The organism is Parabacteroides sp. MSK.9.14, from assembly GCF_019041495.1.
GTDB lineage: Bacteria > Bacteroidota > Bacteroidia > Bacteroidales > Tannerellaceae > Parabacteroides > Parabacteroides merdae.
The window spans coordinates 52,472-74,537 of record NZ_JAHPXO010000013.1; the positions used below are offsets into that span (position 1 = coordinate 52,472).

Annotated in this window: 20 protein-coding genes; 1 reads left to right on the forward strand and 19 read right to left on the reverse strand. The window is 46.3% G+C overall.

Features of this window, described 5'->3' with window-relative positions; all coding sequences use genetic code 11:
• Positions 1–159: 159 nt before the first annotated feature.
• The 7 genes from KTG12_RS08825 to KTG12_RS08855 form a co-directional block, all read right to left on the reverse strand.
• Positions 160–1,452, reverse strand: a complete 1,293-nt coding sequence (locus KTG12_RS08825) for a TolC family protein (protein WP_036723673.1) — start codon at positions 1,450–1,452, stop codon at positions 160–162.
• Between the two features lie 5 nt (positions 1,453–1,457).
• A complete protein-coding gene (locus tag KTG12_RS08830) occupies positions 1,458–4,499 on the reverse strand; it encodes an efflux RND transporter permease subunit (protein WP_005638160.1) in 3,042 nt (1,013 codons plus the stop codon).
• Positions 4,500–4,510: 11 nt separating this feature from the next.
• On the reverse strand, positions 4,511–5,560 hold the full coding sequence (locus tag KTG12_RS08835; RefSeq protein WP_036723672.1) for an efflux RND transporter periplasmic adaptor subunit: 1,050 nt from the start codon (positions 5,558–5,560) through the stop codon (positions 4,511–4,513).
• A gap of 148 nt (positions 5,561–5,708) precedes the next feature.
• The gene (locus tag KTG12_RS08840) at positions 5,709–6,701 is read right to left on the reverse strand and encodes a DNA/RNA non-specific endonuclease (protein ID WP_173022531.1); all 993 of its coding nucleotides are present in this window, start codon (positions 6,699–6,701) and stop codon (positions 5,709–5,711) included.
• 172 nt (positions 6,702–6,873) lie between these two features.
• A complete protein-coding gene (locus KTG12_RS08845) occupies positions 6,874–7,527 on the reverse strand; it encodes a hemolysin III family protein (protein ID WP_005638163.1) in 654 nt (217 codons plus the stop codon).
• A 4-nt stretch (positions 7,528–7,531) separates the two neighbouring features.
• Positions 7,532–7,738 carry a heavy-metal-associated domain-containing protein gene (locus KTG12_RS08850; RefSeq protein ID WP_005638164.1) on the reverse strand — a complete coding sequence of 69 codons (207 nt, stop codon included), beginning with the start codon at positions 7,736–7,738 and terminating at the stop codon, positions 7,532–7,534.
• Positions 7,739–7,817: 79 nt separating this feature from the next.
• Positions 7,818–10,028 (reverse strand): cation-translocating P-type ATPase, encoded by a 2,211-nt coding sequence (locus KTG12_RS08855; RefSeq protein WP_005638165.1) that lies wholly within the window; start codon positions 10,026–10,028, stop codon positions 7,818–7,820.
• A gap of 187 nt (positions 10,029–10,215) precedes the next feature.
• Here KTG12_RS08855 and KTG12_RS08860 point away from each other — a divergent pair, with 187 nt between their 5' ends.
• The gene (locus KTG12_RS08860) at positions 10,216–10,668 is read left to right on the forward strand and encodes a YhcH/YjgK/YiaL family protein (protein ID WP_005638166.1); all 453 of its coding nucleotides are present in this window, start codon (positions 10,216–10,218) and stop codon (positions 10,666–10,668) included.
• A gap of 30 nt (positions 10,669–10,698) precedes the next feature.
• On the opposite strand, the gene KTG12_RS22270 is transcribed toward KTG12_RS08860, so the two are convergent.
• The 12 genes from KTG12_RS22270 to KTG12_RS08915 form a co-directional block, all read right to left on the reverse strand.
• Complete coding sequence (locus tag KTG12_RS22270) at positions 10,699–10,884, reverse strand: hypothetical protein (protein WP_122115736.1); 186 nt, start codon at positions 10,882–10,884, stop codon at positions 10,699–10,701.
• A 317-nt stretch (positions 10,885–11,201) separates the two neighbouring features.
• Positions 11,202–12,317 carry a universal stress protein gene (locus tag KTG12_RS08865; RefSeq protein WP_005638168.1) on the reverse strand — a complete coding sequence of 372 codons (1,116 nt, stop codon included), beginning with the start codon at positions 12,315–12,317 and terminating at the stop codon, positions 11,202–11,204.
• A gap of 112 nt (positions 12,318–12,429) precedes the next feature.
• Entirely contained in the window at positions 12,430–12,705 is a 276-nt protein-coding gene (locus KTG12_RS08870; protein ID WP_008153583.1) for a hypothetical protein, read from the reverse strand.
• Between the two features lie 115 nt (positions 12,706–12,820).
• A complete protein-coding gene (locus KTG12_RS08875) occupies positions 12,821–13,513 on the reverse strand; it encodes a phosphatase PAP2 family protein (RefSeq protein ID WP_122120966.1) in 693 nt (230 codons plus the stop codon).
• A gap of 75 nt (positions 13,514–13,588) precedes the next feature.
• On the reverse strand, positions 13,589–14,356 hold the full coding sequence (locus KTG12_RS08880) for a tetratricopeptide repeat protein (RefSeq protein WP_005642946.1): 768 nt from the start codon (positions 14,354–14,356) through the stop codon (positions 13,589–13,591).
• Positions 14,357–14,360: 4 nt separating this feature from the next.
• On the reverse strand, positions 14,361–16,175 hold the full coding sequence (locus tag KTG12_RS08885; protein WP_155143728.1) for a BatD family protein: 1,815 nt from the start codon (positions 16,173–16,175) through the stop codon (positions 14,361–14,363).
• Between the two features lie 48 nt (positions 16,176–16,223).
• Positions 16,224–16,976 (reverse strand): tetratricopeptide repeat protein, encoded by a 753-nt coding sequence (locus tag KTG12_RS08890; protein ID WP_173022532.1) that lies wholly within the window; start codon positions 16,974–16,976, stop codon positions 16,224–16,226.
• 15 nt (positions 16,977–16,991) lie between these two features.
• Positions 16,992–18,011: a VWA domain-containing protein gene (locus KTG12_RS08895; protein ID WP_005638177.1), complete on the reverse strand. Its 1,020-nt coding sequence runs from the start codon at positions 18,009–18,011 to the stop codon at positions 16,992–16,994.
• 13 nt (positions 18,012–18,024) lie between these two features.
• A complete protein-coding gene (locus KTG12_RS08900; RefSeq protein ID WP_055284523.1) occupies positions 18,025–19,011 on the reverse strand; it encodes a VWA domain-containing protein in 987 nt (328 codons plus the stop codon).
• Between the two features lies 1 nt (position 19,012).
• Entirely contained in the window at positions 19,013–20,029 is a 1,017-nt protein-coding gene (locus KTG12_RS08905) for a hypothetical protein (protein ID WP_005638182.1), read from the reverse strand.
• 9 nt (positions 20,030–20,038) lie between these two features.
• Complete coding sequence (locus KTG12_RS08910; RefSeq protein ID WP_022322165.1) at positions 20,039–20,908, reverse strand: DUF58 domain-containing protein; 870 nt, start codon at positions 20,906–20,908, stop codon at positions 20,039–20,041.
• 105 nt (positions 20,909–21,013) lie between these two features.
• Positions 21,014–22,009 carry a MoxR family ATPase gene (locus KTG12_RS08915; protein ID WP_005638186.1) on the reverse strand — a complete coding sequence of 332 codons (996 nt, stop codon included), beginning with the start codon at positions 22,007–22,009 and terminating at the stop codon, positions 21,014–21,016.
• Between the last annotated feature and the right edge of the window lie 57 nt (positions 22,010–22,066).

The window sequence follows — 22,066 nt, forward strand, 5'->3', positions numbered from 1 at the left end:
GTTTCTGCTCTTGGCAGGGAGCTGTGTCGAAGCAAAATTTTGCTTACTAATAGATATAATTTAGGCACGGATTTCACGGAAAACACGGAAAAAATAAATTCATCCGTGTAAATCCGTGAAATCCGTGCCTAAAAAGATTGTGATAAAGGTGTTTTCCGATTACTGCAAGCGACGAATGCCCACCGCCTTATTATACTGGGCGAGAGACGCTTTCTGCTGATACCAAGTCTGAATCAAGCTGCTATAGGACTGAATCCAGGAAAGCTGGGCGGAAAGGACATCGAGGATCGGAAGTTTTCCCTCTTTATAGCTGAACGTATTCAGGTCGAGATTTTCCTCAGCGATCTTGCAGGCTTCTTCGGCAACATCGATCTGCTTCGTGTTTTCCGTCAGGCTGGTCCAGGAATTGGCTACCTCCTGGGAAATCTGGTCGCGGGTGTAATCCATAACATATTCCTTACTGCGTAAGATAGCTTTCTGAGAATTCACCTCTTTGAAACGGGCTCCCCAACGAAACAAAGGTATCTTCAGGGAGGCGAACACGGCAGGTGTCCAAAGCTGGTCGGATCCTTTCACGTTCAACATCGGAGTGCCCCAGGTTCCCTGAAAACCGATAGCCAGTGTCGGATTATACTTTGCTTTTGACAAGTTGATCTGCCGCTTCTGGTATTCAACATTCAATCGGGAGATCGTAAAGTCCGGCCGGTTCTGCAAAGCGGCCTCTTCCCCTATGTGCATCGGCAACGGCTGCACCGTCGTGATGGCATCGGCAATCTCCACCGGTGTCATAGGAGGAACACCCATTAGCACATTCAGGTTCTGCAAGGCGATCTGATAATCTTTGTACGCAGCGCTTTTGTTCAATTCCGCTTCTTTCAAACGGGACTGTACCTGCAAGAGGTCGGTCTTACTGATCTGCCCGTCATTGAAACGGGTTGTCAGCACGTTTGCCAATTCCTGCACAATATCGACATACTGGCACATGACATCGTACATGCCTTTACGGGCAGCAGCAGACCAGTAGTTCAGGTCGGCGGCATACACGATATTATCCGTCGTCAGGTCTTCCGCCTCGGAAGCGATCTGTCCCTGTATCTGGGCGGCCTTGTAATTGTTGTAGATTTGTCCGCCGGCATAGATCGGCTGACTTACGGTAGCTCCCAAACTATAGGTGTTATGATCCATTTCGACAGCCATGCCGGGGCCGAAATCCAAATCGTACTTATTGATACGGTACTGGTAGCTGCCGGAGAAATCGACAGCCGGGAAGAAAGCGGTCTTGGCCGCCTTGATAGCATGCTGCATCGCAATACGCTCTTCCGCACTCTGTTTGATCTGGCGGCTATATTCAAGCACTTTCTGCTTGTAGTCCGCAGCCGTGACGGGCTTTTCCTGTGCTCCCACCGATAAAGCCCCCAACAGCATACAACCGATAATTATTTTATTTCTCATACTCATTATACCGATTTAATCTTAAAGAATATACAATAGGTCACCGGAAGCACGAAGATGGTCAGGATGGTCGAAACGAACAGACCTCCCATGATCGTCGCCGCCATACCGGCAAACATGGCATCGCCCAACAATGGCAACATACCCAAAATCGTTGTCCCCGATGCCATCGTCACCGGAACGATACGCGTCTTGGTTGCCTCGATCACCGCATTGACCGGCGCCAGGCCACTGTCAAGCTGCAATCCTATTTCGTCCACCAGCACGATCGCATTCTTGATATTCATACCGATCAGACCTAACAGACCTAACATGGCAAAGAAATCGAGCGACTTGCCAAACACCAGCAACCCCAATACCACACCGATGAAGATCAGAGGCAACATACACATAATCAAGACCGGCTTCCGGTAGTATTTCGGGAAGAGGAACAACAGGGTGAGATAGATCAGACCGAACATCAACGGAATATTGGCAGCAATCGCCTTGTTACCTTTATCCTGTTCAGACTGTTCGCCGAAGTATTGCAGTTTGTATCCTTCGGGAACCTGCACCTCTTGCTGGATATCCTGCCACAACTGGCTGAAAGCAGCCATCGTATTGGCTCCGCGTTTCGGCTCGCACTGCATCATCATATAACGCTGACGATTATAACGCTTCACGACACTGTACTCATAATCAAGCGAGAAGTCGTCGATCACCTGCTCCACTTTGACAGAACGCCCCTTGGCGCTGTAGACAGGCAAAGTCTTGATATCGTTCAGGTTCATCGAATCGCGATCGGCATCTTTCAGCAGGATCGGCATAAACACATCTCCTTCGCGATATTCGCCTAAAGGCACGCCATTGGTTGCCGAACGAAGCGAATAAGCCATCTGCTGACGGGTGATACCTAAACGGAGACCTTTTTCCTGCGAGTACAACGGCTTCCATACCGGAACCTTGTTTCCCCAGCTGTTGCGCACTTCCATCACCATGTCGTTCTTGCGGGCGATTTCTTGTGCACGCTGTGTCAGAGCCACCAACGTATCGATATTATCGCCAACAAACCCGATTTCAATTGCCGCATCAGGCACAGGAGACAAAGCAAACAAAGCTGAACGAGTCAAAATATCCGGATAGTTGGCGACCATATATTCATAGAACTTGTTTTCCTCGCTCTGTGCATCTTTCGCGTCCTTGGTTTCGATCAGGACATTGGCGAAGTTCGGCTTCGGACCGATAGACGAACTTGCCAGATAATAACGTACCGGCGAACCTCCCAGCGTGAACGAATAGGATTTGATCTTATCATTATTCTTGAGATACTCTTCTATCTTGATCACATTCCTTTCCACATCGTCGATCCCATACCCTTCCGGGAAGATCAGGTCGGCACGAAAATAGGGCTTGTTCATGATCGGGAAGAAGCTCTGCGGCATAATGCTCATGATGAACAAAGACAAGAACAAGGTTGCCACCACCGAAGTAAGCGTGAGATAACGACGTTTGATCAGACGTCCCAGCACATTTTCAAACTTATGGTACAGTTTGGTGTCATAGGGATCTTTGGATTCACCCGGTTTCGCCTCCTTCAAGATGAAATTCCCGAAAGTCGTCGTTTGCGTCAAAGCCAATATCCAACTTAACCCCAAGGATACACCAAGCACGATAAACAATGGCTTGACAATTTCGGCCACCGAAGCTGGCGCCAAATACATCGGCAAGAAAGAACAAACAGCGATAAAGGTCGCACCCAACAACGCCCACTGCGGTTTGGTGGCCCCATCGACCAGCGCCTGATAGCGTGACAGACCGCGCTTGATACCGACCTGCGCATTATCGGTCACCACAATCGCGTTATCCACCAGCATACCCATCGCAATGATGAAAGCAGCAAGAGACGTACGGTTCAGCCCGACACCCCAGATCAGCATAATCAGCAACGTTCCACCAACCGAGAATAGCAGTGAACTACCCACCAGCATACCTGCACGCGATCCCATCACAAGGAAGATAATCACGATAACGATGAGCAACGATTCGATCAGATTCAGGATAAATCCGTTATTCGCCTCGTTGGCAATCTGATTTTCCGGATAGATGGTTTTCAGTTCCATACCGATCGGGAAAAGCTGTTCCATCTCTTTCAAATGTTCGGCAACAGCGTCACCGACAGCCACCACATCATCTTTCGCACCCGTAGCCACACCGATACCGATGGCCCGTTTGCCATCCACACGCATCAGGTTGGAAGGCGGGTCCATATAGCCTCGTTCGATGGTTGCGATATCACCCAGGCGTACTTCGCCTCCACCCTTTGTCACGATCAGCTGGTCGCGTATATCCTCTATACTTTTATAAGTACCTTCGGCACGTACACGAAGCTGGTAGGTCCCGGTCATGATCTCACCCGTATTGACCAGCAGGTTCTGGGTTTGCAGGACTTGCTGAATCGAATTCGGATCGATCCCCAAATTCGCCAGCTTGGGAACCGAGATACGCACATTCACGACCTGCGTCTGTTCCGCAAACAGATAGACCTTCTGCACACCCTGAATAGGAGTCAGCTCGGTCTTGATCTTCTGCGCCCAATCGCGCATATCGTCGTAGGTAAAACCTTCGTCGGCTGTCAGGGCGTAATAGATACCGAACACGTCCCCGAAATCATCACTCACATTGATGGCAGAGGCGCCACTCGGAAGGCGAGGCTGTATGTTAGCCACCTTACGACGCAATTCGTCCCACTTGACCGGCATATAATCCGGGGCCAAAGTCGGCTGCAACTCAATCGAGATCTTCGACATGCCGAAATAAGATTCAGACTTGATCTGAAAAACATCCGACATGGACTGAATTTCCCTCTCGATAGGTTCCGTTATCAATTTTTCTACCTCCTGAGGAGTAGCACCCGGATATTGCGTAACCAAAACAGCCTGCTTGATTACGAAAGGCGAGTCCTCCTTCTTCGGCAATTTAAAGAAAGAATATATACCTCCTATCAGCATGATAGCCAAAAAGAAATATATAATCTTCTTATTCTCTAAAGAATATACTGGAAGATTCATTATTTATCAGCTTAATCTGTTAATACTTTTACCTGTTGTCCTTCAACCAGGCGGGTAGCCCCGGCGGAAACGACCTGGTCACCGGCTTTCAGCCCTTTGGTTATTATAACATTGTCTTTTCCTACCAGTCCGGATTCTTCGATCTGGCGACGTTCCACCTTTTGCGACTGGGCATTATAGACAAAGACAAATTTGTCGTTATTTTCTTCACTCGCTACAATAGCGGAAAGAGGCGCCAACACCGCTCCCTCGTTAAAGCTTGCACTCTCGATATGCAGCACCACGCGACAGGAGAAGCCGACAGCCACTTTGTATTTGTTCAGATTAAATTCGGGATCGTCGATATATAGGAAAACGGGAACGCCGGAACCATCGGGAGACGCTTCCACATATTCCTTCACTTTCGCTTTGAAACGGATTCCCTTGTAGTTATCAAACTCCACATAGATCTGATAAGGAGTCGAGAAATAGGTAATGTTCGTTTCAGGCATCGTATACTGGATCTGCAACTTGTTCGGGTTAATCAGGCAAACGATCCCTTGCCCGGCCTGTACCTTCTGATAATTCTCGACATATTTCTTCTGGATAAATCCATCGAACGGAGCACGCAGTTTCGTTTGTTCCAGCTGATTCTGTGCATATTCGAATGCAGCCTTTGCATTCGAATAGGAAGCTTCGGTCGTTTCATATTCCTGCTTCGAAATAGCCTGTTTGGATAACAGCTTCTTCGCACGTTGCAACTGTGCTTCGGCTGTTTGAAAAGAGGCTTTTTTCGCTTCATATTCCCATTTGAAATCCTGAGGGTCGATCTCTGCCACGACCTGTCCCGTACGGACTTTTTGTCCTTCATCCACCTTCAGCGAAATCAGCGGTCCGGACATTTTAAAGGCCAGATCACTGAACTGATCCGGCGATACGACACCGCTAAACGACTTTTCCACAAGATTCAATGAGGTCACTTCCGCCAACTTTACCGGACGGGGACCTTGCTCCTTCACCGGCGGCTGACTACACGACATCAATGCTGCCAATACAAAAACAGGGATTAATTTACCATTCATGATAACTTGCATTTAGTTATTTATTATTACTATTATATTCTGACTATTAATTGCATACCCAGAGAATACAACATTCTTTTAAAATCTATTGTTCCGGTTCCGACCGGATTTCAAAGTGTACCCTCCGATAATTTTTCGGATATACGCATTAAAATGACCAACGGCTCCAATCAACCGCCGCTTCCATTTCGTTTTCCTGATCGTCGGGGATAGACGGGAAGAAGTCAATACCTGTTGCCTTCTCCACGCTGTCGATAGGTATCGCCATCGATTTCAGCGAATTATCTTTATAATCCCTATTCTCGAAAAGAAATCCGATACCCTTATAGCCTTTCTCCGTATGATAACACAATACCTTATAAAAGGCTTTGGGTATCGCAACCCTGTTTTTTCCCAACCGTTTCATATCGCCTGTAATAACGGGGCCCGTAACAATCAAAAGCGAACCGTTATCCAACGCCCACAAGCGGCACTGTTCCTCCAGGTCTTTCCATATGCCCCGGTTTAATTTCGGTTTTTGCGGGCAGATATTGCTCAGGTAAAAAGACTCGCGCATGGCTTTTGCAGACCATTTCATATCGCCTGCCGGAGCTAAATGGCCACGATCGTAGCCGGAACGCGTATAATCTTCGTTCATCGCCGTCGAACCTTTCACCTGCGGGTCGGGTACAAACTTATTAGAACGTTCCGTCTTTTTGTTTTTGGCTTCCGTTGCCGTCAATTCGTACGCGACCCAGTTAGCTATACGGTACTCGGAATTATAAGAAACCGTATATCCTTCGTGCTTGATAACCTGCTCCTGGCGTTTCTCCTTTAGGCGGGGTATCTCTGTATTTGCGGGGATTTTAAATGTTTTTGTGGAAGACTTGGCAAGAGTCTTATAGGCAGATGTTTTGTCCTGTATCTTTTGTTTCGGAGCGGTTGCAGCCTTTTTTGAAGAAACGACTTCCTGTCCCTTTTTCTCCAGAGCCGCCGGTTTGTGTCCGGCCATCGGAACAAAATAATCATATATAAACAGAACCCCTATAAAACAAGCCACTACAATAAAGGCGCCAATAAACATTCGCTTCACTGTGGAAAGGAAAGACGAAGTCTTTTGAACTTTTTTCCGCGGTTTCCTTGCGCTTTTTCTCTTTGCCATCTCTCTTGATAAAACCTATTCCTACTTAGGCGCAAAAGTAGACAATATAAAGATGCTATACAACACATATGGAGGGAATGTATTGGTTTGAATTGTTAGAAAAAAGTGCCCCAATGCATACAATCCTCTATAAACATGTTTTCAAATCAATCCTAAGTAAAGATGGAACATATTATACCAACAAGTATATCGATATAAAATGACAGATACTACCGCCCAATACGAAGAAATGCCATACTGGATGCATATATTTATATTTGTCTAAAAAGAAAAACAGGCAGCCTACCGTATAAAATAGCCCTCCTCCGATCAACCAATACAGAACATCCATCGAACCGGTTTCACGAAAGACATGCAACAAGGGTTTAAAAGCAATTATGACTACCCAACCCATTGCCAGATAACAAACTGTTTTCAGATGGTCTTTCTTTCTCATCTTCCTGAAACTCAGCCAGACACCTGCCACTGCCGCGATCCATATGACGGCGAATAGTGACCAACCCCAATAACCTTCCTGCCGGAGGGCCAGCAACGTAAAGGGCGTATAAGTTCCCGCAATATGCAAATAAATCGCACCATGATCGAACCGCCGCAAGAGTCTTTTCTGTCGTGCACGGGTCGAAGCATGGTAAAATGTAGACGTCACATACGAAAGTGTCATACAAACGACATAAACAGCAAAACTGCCGATCGCCCAAGGATTTCCACTTCGGATAGCCGCCATCATCAAAATAATGATAGCGGTCATTCCAAAAAGCATTCCGGCACCATGTGTCAAGACATTGGCAACCTCTTCACCATATGTTTGTCGTTGCCTGGCAGCCATCCGCTTATAATTGTTCGGCCTTGAACCCGGCCTCTTTTACTGCTGCAATCACAATAGCAGGAGCAAGATCAACTTTCACTTCCAACACCTTATTCGGATCGGCCAAATCAATCGACCAGTCATCCGAAGCCATCAATGTATTGAGCTTTGCACCTATTGCCGCTACACATCCACCACACTTTGCATTCGTTTTAAATTTTATTGTTGCCATAGCTGTTACGATTTATGATTTATGAATACAAAAATAGGGATATTGCCATGAAATTATAATTCATAAATCATAATTTTTTTCATTTCATGAATTTCAATCTTAAACTATTCAATACCACTGAGACGGAACTGAAAGCCATTGCTGCACTCGCCAGCATCGGATTCAACAGCAGTCCGTTTATCGGGAACAAAACGCCCGCAGCCAATGGGATACCGATTACATTATATATAAATGCCCAAAACAAGTTCTGATAAATCAGGCGGACTGTCTGTTTGGACAAACGGATCGCACCGGGAAGCAGCAACAGGTCGGACGTGATAAGCGTAACCATAGCCACATCCATTGCAATATCAGTTCCTTTTCCCATCGCGATGCTGACATCGGCCCGTGCAAGCGCTTGCGAGTCGTTAATGCCATCGCCGACCATCGCCACTTTCTTACCTTGCTGCTGTAAAGATATGATATATTCCTCCTTATCGTTCGGCATCACTTCCGCCTTATAATAACCGATATCCAAGGTTGCGGCAACCCGTTCGGCTGTCCGGACACCGTCGCCCGTCAGAAGATGTACTTCTATTCCCTGCTTTTTCAGTTCCTTAACGGCTTCTGCAGAAGTCGGCTTGATACGGTCCGAGATCGCCAGAACTGCCAATAGGCGGGTTTCCTGACCATAAAAAACAACACTTTGCCCATCTTCCTGCCATTGCCCGATTTGCTTCCGTACCTTTTCCGGAATACCAGCCTGAAATATGTCAAGCAATCCCTGGCTCCCCACCCAGTAGGTAACTCCTTCGACCTGAATGCGTACGCCACGTCCCGTCAGGCTCTCGAAATTTTCTGCCTCACAGACCTTTGCACCGGATTCTTCCAACCAACAGAGAATAGCGGATGCCAGAGGATGTTCGGATTTCTGCTCCGCTGTGTACAAGACATCCAAATAACGGATATTGTCATCTGAAATCCAATACGAATCCGTGACAACCGGCACACCTTCCGTCAATGTTCCGGTCTTATCCAAAACAACCGTATCAACCTTGCATAGATTTTCCAAAGCGAAGGCATCCTTAATCAGGATATGCTGTTCGGCCCCTTTTCCCATTCCGACCATTAAGGCAGTCGGCGTAGCTAATCCCAACGCACACGGGCAAGCAATAACCAGCACCGAAACGGCAGATAGCAATGCATATGAAAAATAACTTTCTCCTCCTATCACCAACCAACAAACAAAGGTGAGAAACGAAAGCAATACGACGACCGGTACAAATATACCACTTATTTTGTCTACAATCCGCTGAACGGGGGCCTTACTTCCCTGCGCCGATTGAACCATCTGCACGATCTGGGCCAATACGGTCGTACCTCCGACACTTGTCGCTTCCATCGTAAAAGCGCCTTTCTGGTTGATCGTTCCGGCCAACACTCGGTCACCGGCATTTTTCTCCACCGGAATCGGCTCTCCGCTTAGCATACTTTCGTCCACCGAAGAGCTCCCCTGTAAAAGCGTCCCGTCCACTGGAATCTTTTCGCCCGGCCGTACACTGACTACATTACCGACCTGAAGATTCGAAATAGGCACCTCCTCTTCTCTACCGTCCGTTACCAAACGAGCTGTTTTAGGCTGTAATCCCATCAATCCTTTTATGGCTGAAGAGGTACTGTTCTTAGCCCGCTCCTCCATCAGTTTGCCTAACAAGACGAACGCGATGATCACACCTGAAGCCTCATAATAAACATGTGGTTCCAGTCCTTTTCCCAGCCAAAATCCGGGACATAAGGTGTTGAAAAGGCTGAACAGGAAAGCTATCGAAGTACTAAGTGCGACCAATGTGTCCATATTGGCTTTTCCCTTGAGGGCATGCCGCACACCGTTCACATAGAACGAACGTCCGAAAAAGATCATAATAGCCAAAGCCAACACCATCATGATCCAGTTTCCAAACGGTACATGCATGAACACCATCCCTAAAAGCGCCAACGGGATAGACAACGTCCATGCTCCTATGGTATTCCTCCTCAATATCTTATAATGCATTCGAGCTTTCTCTTCCTGCATGGCTACAGGGTCCTCGGCTTCGACTATCAGATCATATCCAGCAGCCTGCACAGCAGCTTGCATAACCTCCAAAGTGATAACGGACGGATTATAAGTTACCGTCAATGTACCAGCAGCGAAATTCACGCTTGCCTTCTCCACACCAGATAATGCCTGCACCGTACTCTCCACGTTGCCCGCACAGACGGCACAACTCATTTCAAGAACAGGCAATACCTTCGTTTCTGTTTCTCTCATATCGTGTTTAAATGTCAAATTTGTTTCATTAGTATAACAAAGATACGGTTTATTCGGTTATTTTGTAGCCAAATAAATATTCTTTGATTTTAATAGAATTATTTGCAGATAAAGGCTATTATTTAACATTCGAATATACGACCTTTGCCAATAATCAAACGAATGAACGAATTAAATAATAAGACGTATGATACTTGATTCATTAAACAACACAAAAAAAATCGAATGCCTGCATCCTCTATTCAAAAAAGCATTCGACTATCTAAAATCTACAGACTTCTCTAAAGTGGAAGATGGTAAGCATGAACTGGATGGTTCTCGCTTATATGTAAGCGTTGTCAGTATCTTTGGCAAGGAAAAGAAAGATGCCGCTATCGAAACACACAAAAAATACATCGACATCCAAATGCCTCTGTTAGGTGTGGAGAAAATCGGTTGGAAACCGGGATGTGAGCTGCAGGAAGAATCAACTCCTTATAACGAGCAAAAAGACATCGCTTTCTATATCGACCGTCCTACAGCCTACACCAAGATCTATCCGGGACAGTTCGCCATCTATTTCCCCGAAGATGGCCATGCTCCCGGTATCGGCCAAGGTAATATCCGCAAAGTGATTGTAAAGGTGCAAGTGGAAGAATAAAAATGAAGCCGACCCTTAAAAGAGTCGGCTTCATTTTTTGAGAAACAGTGCATAAAATCTCCTCAAACAAGGCAGATAAACAGCTCCACATCCCCGTTTCGGTTTCACGCAGATCCGGGTCTCCACCTCTTCCACACCCGGATCTCCCATGCCCTTCCACCCGGGTCTGAAGAAACTTTTCAAGTTGTTTTTGGTAAAAGAACAGCTTGTCTTCATGAAAAAACGAGCCTATTTAATCTATTTTGTATCAGCTTCAGAAGATATCTGGAATTTGATAGAAGATTGACATATAATGCTTTATTGTTTTTAACTATGATGGTTATGATAGATGAATGATAGTTGAAAACAGGAACTATCATAAAATAACCTACTGCTTTACAAGCATATAAATTCAATTATGATAGTATGATAGTTGTTTTGCAAAACTTTTATATAGATTACCCGGATAAACGTAGATCCCTAAAATCTACGTTTATCCGGATGTCCCGTGTCATCTACCGTTTAGTAGTAAACACCAACTGTTTCACCATGACCTATGCATGCATCACCAGCAACGGCGTGTCGGTATGGAACAGCATCTTACGGGCGATCGAAGGATTGAACATACGTGCCAGGATATTCCGGCGATAGGTACTGAGCGCTATCACGTCGATATGTTCGTCCCGCACAAACTTTTCGATTGCCAGCAACAGGTCGCCGTCGGCCAGCACCGTATGGGTGATATGTGCTTGCGGATACTGCTTCTTGAAATACTCGTTGACTCCGGTCAGCCGTATTTCATTCCATTCGTTCTTACTTGTCGAGATATTGAACAAATGAATGTGGGCATTGTACGGTTTGATGATTTCCATAAACTCATCGAATGCCACCAAGTCGCGTTGATTGAAGGAAGTGGCAAAAGCTATATTTTTAGCTTCGCTCAAATCTTCAAAAGGCACATTTTCGGGAATGGCCAGGACAGGAACCTTATTCACCTCGATCACTTCACCCGTGACACTGCCGATCAGGTCCATATCTTTCTGGCTCTTTCCACGAGTCCCCATCACGATCAATGACGGATGATATTCCTTGCTATAGGCAATGATCTCTTCTTCCGGCAAACCTTCGCGGAGCACATAATTGTATTTCACTTTAGGAAGTTCACCAGAGTGTATCTTGCGGTTGATCAATGTACAGATGTTTTCCATATCGATCTGGACACGCTTCAGGACATTCTGCGCTGTCTCTTCCTCGTTCACCTGATAAGCCAATGTGTCGCCCATCGGAATAGCAGACGGGAAATAAGGGCTGAAATAAGCGTGCATGATCATCACTTCGGCTCCGACTTTATGGGCATAGTTGATTCCCAATTCACACGCTTTGATAGAATAGTCGGAAAAGTCTATCGGTATCAATATCTTCTTTTCCTGATGACCGGCTTTTTCCTCTTGTTCGGCATCCTCGCTAAGCCATTTACTGTCTTCGATGATACGCAAGGCATGAGGCAGATCGCTTTCTTTAATTCGCACACGTACACCAGCCGAAACTACCGGTTGGATTTGGTTCACATTGTGTATGTAAACTTCAATCCCCTCTGTTTCAAGCATCGTTTTGAGAATCTGAGCTTTCTCAAACGTGTGAATCGCTAACGTTACTAATTTATCTTCCATACTCGTGTGTTTTTATAAATTAAACAATCGGAAATCACTAAATGTTGAGAAAAAAAATCCCACAGCGTCTTTTCAGATTCAGCTATGGGATTTCTTTGTAAAATGAATTTCTTTACGCTTGCTGTGCTTCCGACACTTCCTCGTTTTCAGCAAGTATCTGCAAAGCACGCTCGAATATTGTGGTATCGTCCAATACTACCAAGCCTCCGTCTGGTCCCGGTTCAATATGTATTCCACAACTTTTGCCATCTTTAAAATTATGCCCGCCGAAATAGTTGCGAACTGTTTCAACAGAGATTCCCAGTTCATCAGCAATACGGTGAGTACTTCCGTCAGGCAGGCTGTCTTTCAGTCTGCGAAGTTCATTAAATGTAATAGTTTTTGTCATGGCTTCCTTATTTTGAAGGTTAATTACTTTGTTTAATTTCATGCCACTAACTTAGTCATTATAAATTACAGCAACAAAATTATTCCGTGTAAATAAATATGCTTTACGACATGTATCACTTTTGCAGGCAAGCCGCAAGCGGCACATTAAAAATAATAATGATCAGGACCGTCACATATATTGCATAGACGATGAGACGGATACGTTTCTTCGAATACAGCGGTTCCCCTTTATTCACCCCCACAGGAAGTAATTTCGAACGACTGAAAGAATAGAGCTTGTAGACCAGATAACCGAAGAACACACCCGAAATAGCACCCGGCACGATATCCGAAATGAAATGAACCCCGAGATAAACCCGTGTATAAGCGGTAAGAACCGCCCAGAAAAAGATTGTCCAGCCGAACAACTTATCCCGCATGATCAATGCCATAAGAGTCGCAAAACCGAAAGCGTTCGCAGCATGGCTGGAAATAAATCCGTAGAGCCCCCCCCGGTATCCGAAAACAGTTTTCACCTGATCCATAAAATCAGGATGGTGAGTCGGGCGGAAACGTGTGAAGACAGGCTTACAGACGTGAGAGGCAAACTGGTCGCACAGCGTAACGACCAATACGATCGCCAATAGGATCAATAATGACTCACGCCAGTTCTTTTTATAAATCAGAACCAACAGGATCAGAAAGGCTAACGGCAGCCAAACTGCCTTTCCTGTGAAAATCCACATAAAACGATCCAGAAAAGCAGAGTCGCTGCCGTTAAGCGCAAAGAACGCGTCGCGTTCGTAAATTAGTATTTTCTCAACCATTGAAAAAGGAGATTTGTGATTTGTGATTTATAATTTATGCGTCAATGATAAATCATAAGTTATAAATCACAAATCCTAAATGATTTCCATGTCTTTGCTGGGCATCCATCCTACATTTCCATCTTCCATTTCTATTTCATTCCAGTCTCCCAACTTGCTCTTGATAGAGACCTTCGTTCCTTCATGCAGAATAAACAAGTCGGTTCCGCTTGCATCGGGAGAACTTTTCACTGTCACTGTCGGAGCAAACACGATCGCGCTCTTCCGGTTTACCAGCTCGTCCTTCTGGTTGCCGGCAAAGATATTGGCAAAGATGACCAACACCAAGAATACCAGCCCCAGATAAAACCCGATCTTCTTCAAATGAATCCACTTGGAGAAGAAGAACAGGATCAGACAGCCGATAAAAAGGATAAAACAAACAATACCGATTTGCGCCCACGAATCGGCAGCCCCCATGTTCTGAACCTTGTCGAACCAACGGTGCAGGAAGAAATCGCCCACCGGCTCGATCTTGTCTACAGACTTCTGACGTGCCAGCTGCAAATTGAAACGGATATCCCCGTCTCCCGGATCCAACAGCAAAGCCCGCTCGTAATTCAGGATGGCCGGGGCAATCTTGTTCTCCTTATAATAGGCATTACCTAAGTTATAGTAAATCTCAGCCGATTCGCCATGCGTTTTCAGAAGCCCTTCGTAGAGTTCGATAGCCTTGCCATAGTCTTCTTTCGTATAGGCAACTTCCGCCTCTTTAATCGTCGCCTCTTGAGCAAATGCCCCTAAGGTAACGAATTGAACCAGCAGAAAGAATACGATCTTTTTCATATTTATATTCATCTTCATCGCGTTACTTTTTAATTGTATTTTCCATTTTACCAATGGCATCCACTGTCTGTTCATATAGCTTATCCATTGCATCCGAAGCCTGTGCCGGAGCATAGCGGGCAAACTCGCAAGTGTTCAGGATATCCATAAATTCTTTAATCAAAGCGTCATCCACACCATACTTTGCCAGTTCCGTTTCGACATTATCCTTTGTCAGGTTGGCCTGAGGTATACTCAACTTGTCGCTTAAGTAGCCCCACAAGGCACGAAGCACTTCGTCATAGAATTCTTCTTTCTTGTTTTCCTTCATCAGCTTGCCGGCATTTTTCAGACGTCTTACCGCCATCTTATTGGCTTTCTTCGTACGGACCAATGCCAGGTTGGAATTTTCCTTCACCTGCTTGCGGTAGATGAAAAAGAAGACAATGAACAGGATTGCCGGAATCAGATAGCACATATAGTACATGAATGAGCCGAAGAACAGTTCATTATTCGGAACAAAATGAATGCCGTTCACTTTCAGATAACGGATATCCTTACCCAGGTATTTAACACTCTCCTTGTTGCTGAAGTTAGAAACGACAGGAGAAGATGTTCCACCCCCCTTGCCCTGCTCTACGTGAAGTTTGTATGGTTCGGATGTAATTGTCTTATAGGAACCGGTCTTCGTATCGAAATAAGAGAATGCGATAGCCGGAATTTCAAAATCGCCTGCGTAACGCGGGATGGCCATATATTCGATCGTCTTCGTTCCGGAAGTTCCTGCCGCGGTAGTCTTGATGTCCACTTCCACCTTCGGATCATAAACGTCGAAATCGTTCGGGAAAGCGACTTCCGGATTCTTTACCAGCTTGATGTTTCCATTACCGGAAATCTTCACCTTCACGGTAACGGCATCATCTGTCTTTACATTATTGGAACTGATGCTGGAGGTCATTGTGAAATTGCCTACCGCACCGGAGAACGACGCCGGTTTACCCGACGGCAACGGCTTGACATCGATCGTTACAGGGGGCGTTGTCAATTCTTTCTTTACATCTATATAAGACGACGAACCGAAGAAATCATCGAATACACTGCTTCTCTGTCTGGCCGGTCCGGGCACACGTAAAACAATATCCAGTTTTCCGGAAGGGATCGTAATCTTCCCTGAACGCTGAGGGTACAGCACCGTCTGTTTTATAATGGCAGTCCCGTAGTTCTTTCCCTTATAGTTCTCCATTACCAGTTGCTTATTTTGCGGCAATTCTACCTCTTGGGCAAGGAAACCTGTAAATTCGGGGAATTTAGGCTGGTCGATCCCTCCGATATCTTTTCTTACATACAATTTAAATGTAACCAAAATACCTTCCTGTTCATATACATTCCGTTTAGAAACATCGATTGTCAGAAAAGCATCGTCCTTACTGATACCAGTACCGGTCGAACCGCCTTTGGTTGCCTCTTCCGCCTTATCGGGAGGAAGCACTTTTATCACTAATGCGTTAGATGTGTAATTGGCACCTTTGACCTTGATTGTTGCCGGTGCGATATTGAAAGTACCCTCTTTCTTCGGTTGGAGGATATAGGTGAACGTCAATGACGTTTCGGTTGTCATTTTACCGTTAATGATCTGGGTACTCATATTTGTGGAAGTAGACGGACCTATCAATACCTCAAAGTCCGGTATTTCCGGTACACGTATATCCCTACCTTCCGCATTCACCGTGTACGACAATCTGAAAGTTTCTCCCATAACAACAGCTTCCGGAGCAGAAGCCTTGAACGTCACATCCGCCGCTCTGGCTACCACTCCGAAAGTTGCAAAGAGAACAAATAAGAAAACTAATTTCCTCATTCCTCAATCCTTATTTTTAATTTTTAATTCTTAATTTTCAATTTCCGTTTACCACTCCTTATCCGTGCGACGACGCTGTTGCTGTTGAGCCTGCGCTTTCTTCACCTTCTCCTGAGTGTCTTTTTCATCCTGCAGGAAGGCATCCAACATCTGTTGAGCGTTATCCTTGCTCATCTGTTCCTGCTGCTGCGGCTGTTGTTCCTGTGTCTTATCCTGCTTCTTATCATCCTGCTGTTGTTGCTGATCTTGGTTCTGCTGCTGTTGATCCTGTTTATCCTGATCTTCCTTCTTGTCCTCGTTCTGATCCTGATTTTGATCTTCATTCTGCTGATTCTGCTGATCGTGCAACAACTTTTGTGCCAAAGCCAAATTATAACGTGTTTCATCATCTTTCGGATTCAGGCGCAAAGATTGTTTATAAGCTTCGACACTTTTGGCATACTCTTTACTCTGCATGCCAATATTTCCGACATTATGGTAAATCTCAGCCAAGCGAGCTTTACCTTCGGGCGTTTCGATCATCTTCTCCCCCTGTCCGGCTAGCAACTGGTACTGCTCAGCAGCTTCAGGGAATTTCTTCTGCTTATACAAAGCGTTCCCCAGGTTATAAGTTCCTTCGGACGAACGCGGGTTCACTTCCAAACTTTTCCGGTAGGCGATTTCCGCCTCGGTAAACTTTTCCGTCTCATAAAATTTATTCCCCTCCCGCACATTCTTACGTTCCGCCTTTTGGGCAAACACAGCCCCGCAGCAGAACATGAATGCCGCCATCCATATAATCGATTTTCGCATACGTTTCATCTTATCCATAGCATTTTAAGAGAATAATTTTACTTTTTTGAATACACGGTTCTTGCGGTCCAGCGTCATGAAATCCACTAAAAGCAGAATCAATGCGATCCAGGCAAACGTCTGGAAACGTTCGTCATATTCCGAATAGACTTTGCTGTCCAGTTCCGATTTATTCATTTTATCGATCTCCTTTTGAAGTGCACGAAGCGCTGAATTGGTGTTGTCGGCACGGACATACGTCCCATGGCCGGCAGCCGCAATTTCCTGACACATCTCTTCATTTAGTTTCGTGATCACCACATTCCCATCCTTATCCTTCATGTAGTTGTTGCTACCGTCCACCGGGATCGGAGAACCTTTCGGATCACCCATGCCGACAATGTTTACATGAATGCCTTTTTCTGCTGCTGCGGCAGCGGCTTTCACGGCATCGTCTTCGTGGTTCTCGCCATCGGTGATCAGGATAATCGCCTTGTCCGATGTCTCGCTCGGTGTAAAGGAACGCATCGCCAGGTTGATAGCTGCGCCGATAGCCGTACCTTGTGTCGACACCATCGACGGGTTGATGGATGAAAGGAACATCTTGGCCGAGACATAATCGGAAGTGATAGGAAGCTGCGTGAAAGCATCTCCTGCGAAAACGATCAGTCCGACCTTATCATTAGAAAAGCCGTCAGTCAGCTTGGACAACATCTGCTTGGCCTTGGACAGGCGATCCGGCGAGACATCTTCTGCCAACATCGAATTGGATACGTCCAGACAAACCATGATCTCCACTCCCTGACGCTTCACTGTCTCCAGTTTGGAGCCGAACTGCGGTCCGGCCATAACTATGATAACCATCGTGATGGCTCCGAACAACAGCCAAAACTTCAGATGCTGACGCTTGGGAGAAACCTCCGGCATCAACTCTGCCAACAATTCGGGATTACCATATTTCTTGATTGCCTTCTTTTTCAAGACGATTGCATACACATAGAATGCAACCAGTACGGGAAGCAAGAAGAGCAAGTATAAAAAGTCCGGATGTGCAAAACGAAACATAAGCCTTTTATATTTACGGTATATTTCTTAACAATGTATTTCTCAATAATATCTCGACCAGCAACAGCGAGAACAGCAGGATCGCCCAATTCTTGTACTCTTCCTGCTTTTTACTGTATTCCTGCACGCTGATCTTCGTCTTCTCCATCTTATCGATTTCCGAATAGATCTCCTTCAGGCTGGCATTATCCGTCGCACGGAAATACTGTCCGCCGGTCGTAGCGGCAATCTGCTTCAGGGTCGGCTCGTCGATCTCCACATCGACATCCATATACTGGACACCGAAGGCCGTCTGGAACGGATAAGGAGCCTTGCCCTGCGTTCCGACACCGATCGTATAGACACGGACCCCGAACGTCTTGGCTATCTCGGCAGCCGTCACCGGAGCGATCTCGCCCTGGTTGTTCACACCATCCGTCAACAAGATAATCACTTTCGACTTGGCCTGGCTATCCTTGATACGGCTGACAGCATTCGCCAACCCCAGACCGATCGCCGTCCCATCCTGGATTATACCCGGCTGGACATCCTTGAAGAGGTTCAGCAAGACCGTATGGTCGGTTGTCAACGGGCATTGCGTGAAACTCTCCGCCGCAAACACGACCAAACCGATATTATCGTTCGGACGGCCGTTGATGAAAGCGGACGCCACATCTTTGGATGCTTCCAGACGGTTCGGTTTCAAGTCCTGCGCCATCATACTGGTCGAGATATCCATTGCCAGCACGATGTCGATACCTTCCGTCGAAGAGTTCTGCCAACTGTTGGTCGACTGCGGACGCGCCAATATCACGACGAGGACAGCTACCGCCGCCATACGCAAAATGAAAGGGACATGCCTGAGCCAGACTTTCCAGGAGCTTACTCCCGGAGCATCGAAACCTTCCGTAGACGACACCTGCAAACTCGCCTGATTCTTGCTCAGTTTGTAGACGTACCATCCGATCATCGGGATCAGCAACAATAACAAATACAGATATGTAGGATTTGCAAATATCATCTTATTCTTTACTTATATTTGAATCATTCTTTTCTACAGACTTTACTTCACCTTCAGCCTTTTCACCTTCTCCGGGAACGGGAATCTCTTCCTCCTTCGTCTGGTTAATGAACAGATAAGCGTTCATCAAACTCAAGTCGTTTTCATCGGGTAGCGGATTCATCTTCGCGAACTTCACGAAATCGGCCAGTTGCATGATCTGCTTCAGGCTTTCATAGACAGAAGTCGCCTCCTGCTGCTTACGGATGATATCGAGTATCTCACCGGAAGTCATTTCCATAGCATTGATACCGAAACGATCCACAATATAACGACGCAACGTATCCGTAATCAATGTATAATACTCCTTGCTACGCCCCTGTTGCCAGAGCTTCTGCTGCTTGATCTCGTCAAGTTCCTTGATCGCCTGTTCGTGAGGCGGAAGTTTTGGTTCCGGCTTCTTGAACGGTAGGATGGACTGACGGTTACGCATACGTTTGATCACATAGGCAACCACACAGATCAGGAACAGAGTCAGCAACACACCGAATATCCAGGGATAGTAATCGGCCAATACAAAAGGCGGCTTCCAGACGTTTTTAATATCGTAAAACTCCTCCGGTTTGTCGGCATTGACAGGAACCGTCGACACCTTCAAGGCCACTTGGTTGGAGTAAACGGTATCCGCCCCGTCGATCACCATAAACGGGGGCAACAAATATAGAGAAGAGTCGAAAGAGGTCACCAGCAAGTCCTGCTCGATCAGCAGGCGGTCGTTTTCGATCAAGGTGGAGTCCGCTTTCGGAATTTCCAGCACCTCCACTCCTGCCATCAACGTGTCACGTGGGATGACAAGCTGGACGGCCTTATCTTTGTCTGCCGTTACCGTCAAATGTAAAACAGTCTGCTCTCCGATCAGTATGGCGGCAGAGTCGACACGAACGTCAACGAGCGTCTGCTGCGCATACGCTTTCCCGCCGGACAGGAATGTTCCACCGGCAAGTGCAAGTAACAGAATGCTTTTCTTTATTAATTTCATTTGTTTGCTTTAATTACGTTTGTCAAAAAGAGCAATCAATGCTTTCACATAATCATCTTCCGTACGGATGGAGACCGAATCGACACGACATTTCTTGAATGAATCGCTCATGGCAGCCTGTCGGCGGTCCCACCATTCCTTGTAGGCGGCCCGTACACGGGCGGACGAGCTGTCTATCCAGCGCTCCTGTCCGGTTTCCGCATCCTTGATCTTTATCAGCCCAACAGCCGGAAGTTCCGTCTCGCGGCGGTCATACACCTGTATGGCCACCACGTCATGCTTGCGGTTGGCGATGGTCAAGGCCTCCTTGAAACCGTCTTTGTCGATAAAGTCGGAGATCAGGAAAGCCGTACAGCGCTTCTTGATCGCATTAGTCAGATATTTCAATGCCTGTGCAATGTTGGTCTGTTTTTTATCCGGCTGGAAGTCGATCAGTTCGCGAATGACATACAAGATGTGCTTCTTCCCTTTCTGAGGAGGAATGAATTTCTCTATCTTGTCGGAGAAGAACACCACACCGATCTTGTCGTTGTTCTGGATAGCCGAGAAAGCCAGTGTCGCCGCGATCTCCGTAATGACTTCTTTCTTCATTACATTCACGGAACCGAAGTCCCTGCTGCCCGACACGTCGATCAGCAACATCACCGTCAGCTCCCGTTCTTCTTCGAACACCTTCACGTATGGGCGGACGTAACGTGCGGTCACGTTCCAGTCAATATCACGGATATCGTCTCCGTATTGATACTCGCGCACTTCGCTGAACGCCATACCGCGCCCTTTGAACGCCGAATGGTATTGCCCAGCAAAAATATTGCGTGACAAGCCGCGCGTCTTTATCTCAATCCGTCGAACCTTCTTTAATAGTTCACTTGTTTCCATATTATTCAGTTGAAAGTTGAGAGTTGAAAGTTGAGAGTTAATAAGGAGAGCTAAAAACGGGCTGCTTACGCAACTTTCAACTCTCAACTCTCAACTTTCAACTATTTAAGGGACTTCGACTTTGTTCAGGATTTCGCTGATCACCTCTTCGGAGGTCAGGTTATTGGCTTCCGCTTCGTAGCTCAAACCGATACGGTGACGCATCACGTCGTGGCATACGGCACGGATATCTTCGGGGATCACATATCCTCTGCGTTTGATAAAGGCATACGCACGGGCAGCCAGCGCCAAACTGATGGACGCACGCGGAGAGGCTCCGAAGGAGATCATGTTAGCCAGGTTTGCCAAACCATGTTCCTGCGGGAAGCGGGTAGCAAACACAATGTCTACGATATAGCGTTCGATCTTTTCGTCCAGATAAACCTCACGGACAACCTTACGGGCTTCGAGGATCTCTTCCTTCGTCAGGATCGGTTTGATGTCCGGCTTCACTCCGGAGATATTCTGACGGATAATCAACTTTTCTTCTTCTTTCTTCGGATAGTTGATGATGACCTTCAGCATGAAACGGTCTACCTGTGCTTCAGGCAGCGGATAGGTTCCTTCCTGCTCGATCGGGTTCTGGGTCGCCATTACCAAGAAAGGAGACGGCAATCTGTATGTATTTTCGCTGATTGTCACCTGGCGTTCCTGCATTGCTTCCAGAAGGGCACTCTGCACCTTTGCCGGAGCACGGTTGATTTCATCCGCCAATACAAAATTAGCGAAGACTGGACCTTGTTTGACTTGGAATTCTTCGCTTTTCTGACTATAAATCATCGTACCGATCACGTCAGCCGGCAGTAAGTCCGGCGTGAACTGGATACGGCTATACTTCGCATCGATCAATGATGCCAGTGTCTTAATGGCCAATGTCTTTGCCAATCCTGGCACACCTTCCAGCAGGATATGGCCATCTGAAAGCAGACCGATCAATAATGATTCAACCAAATGTTTCTGTCCAACAATTACCTGGTCCATACCCATCGTAATCATGTTCACAAACGAACTTTTACTTTCAATTCGCTCGTTCAACTCACGAATGTCTACTGTCTGACTCATAGATTTTTTTCAATTATATTGTTACTATTTTTTACTTGCTTTTTTTAAGATGCACAA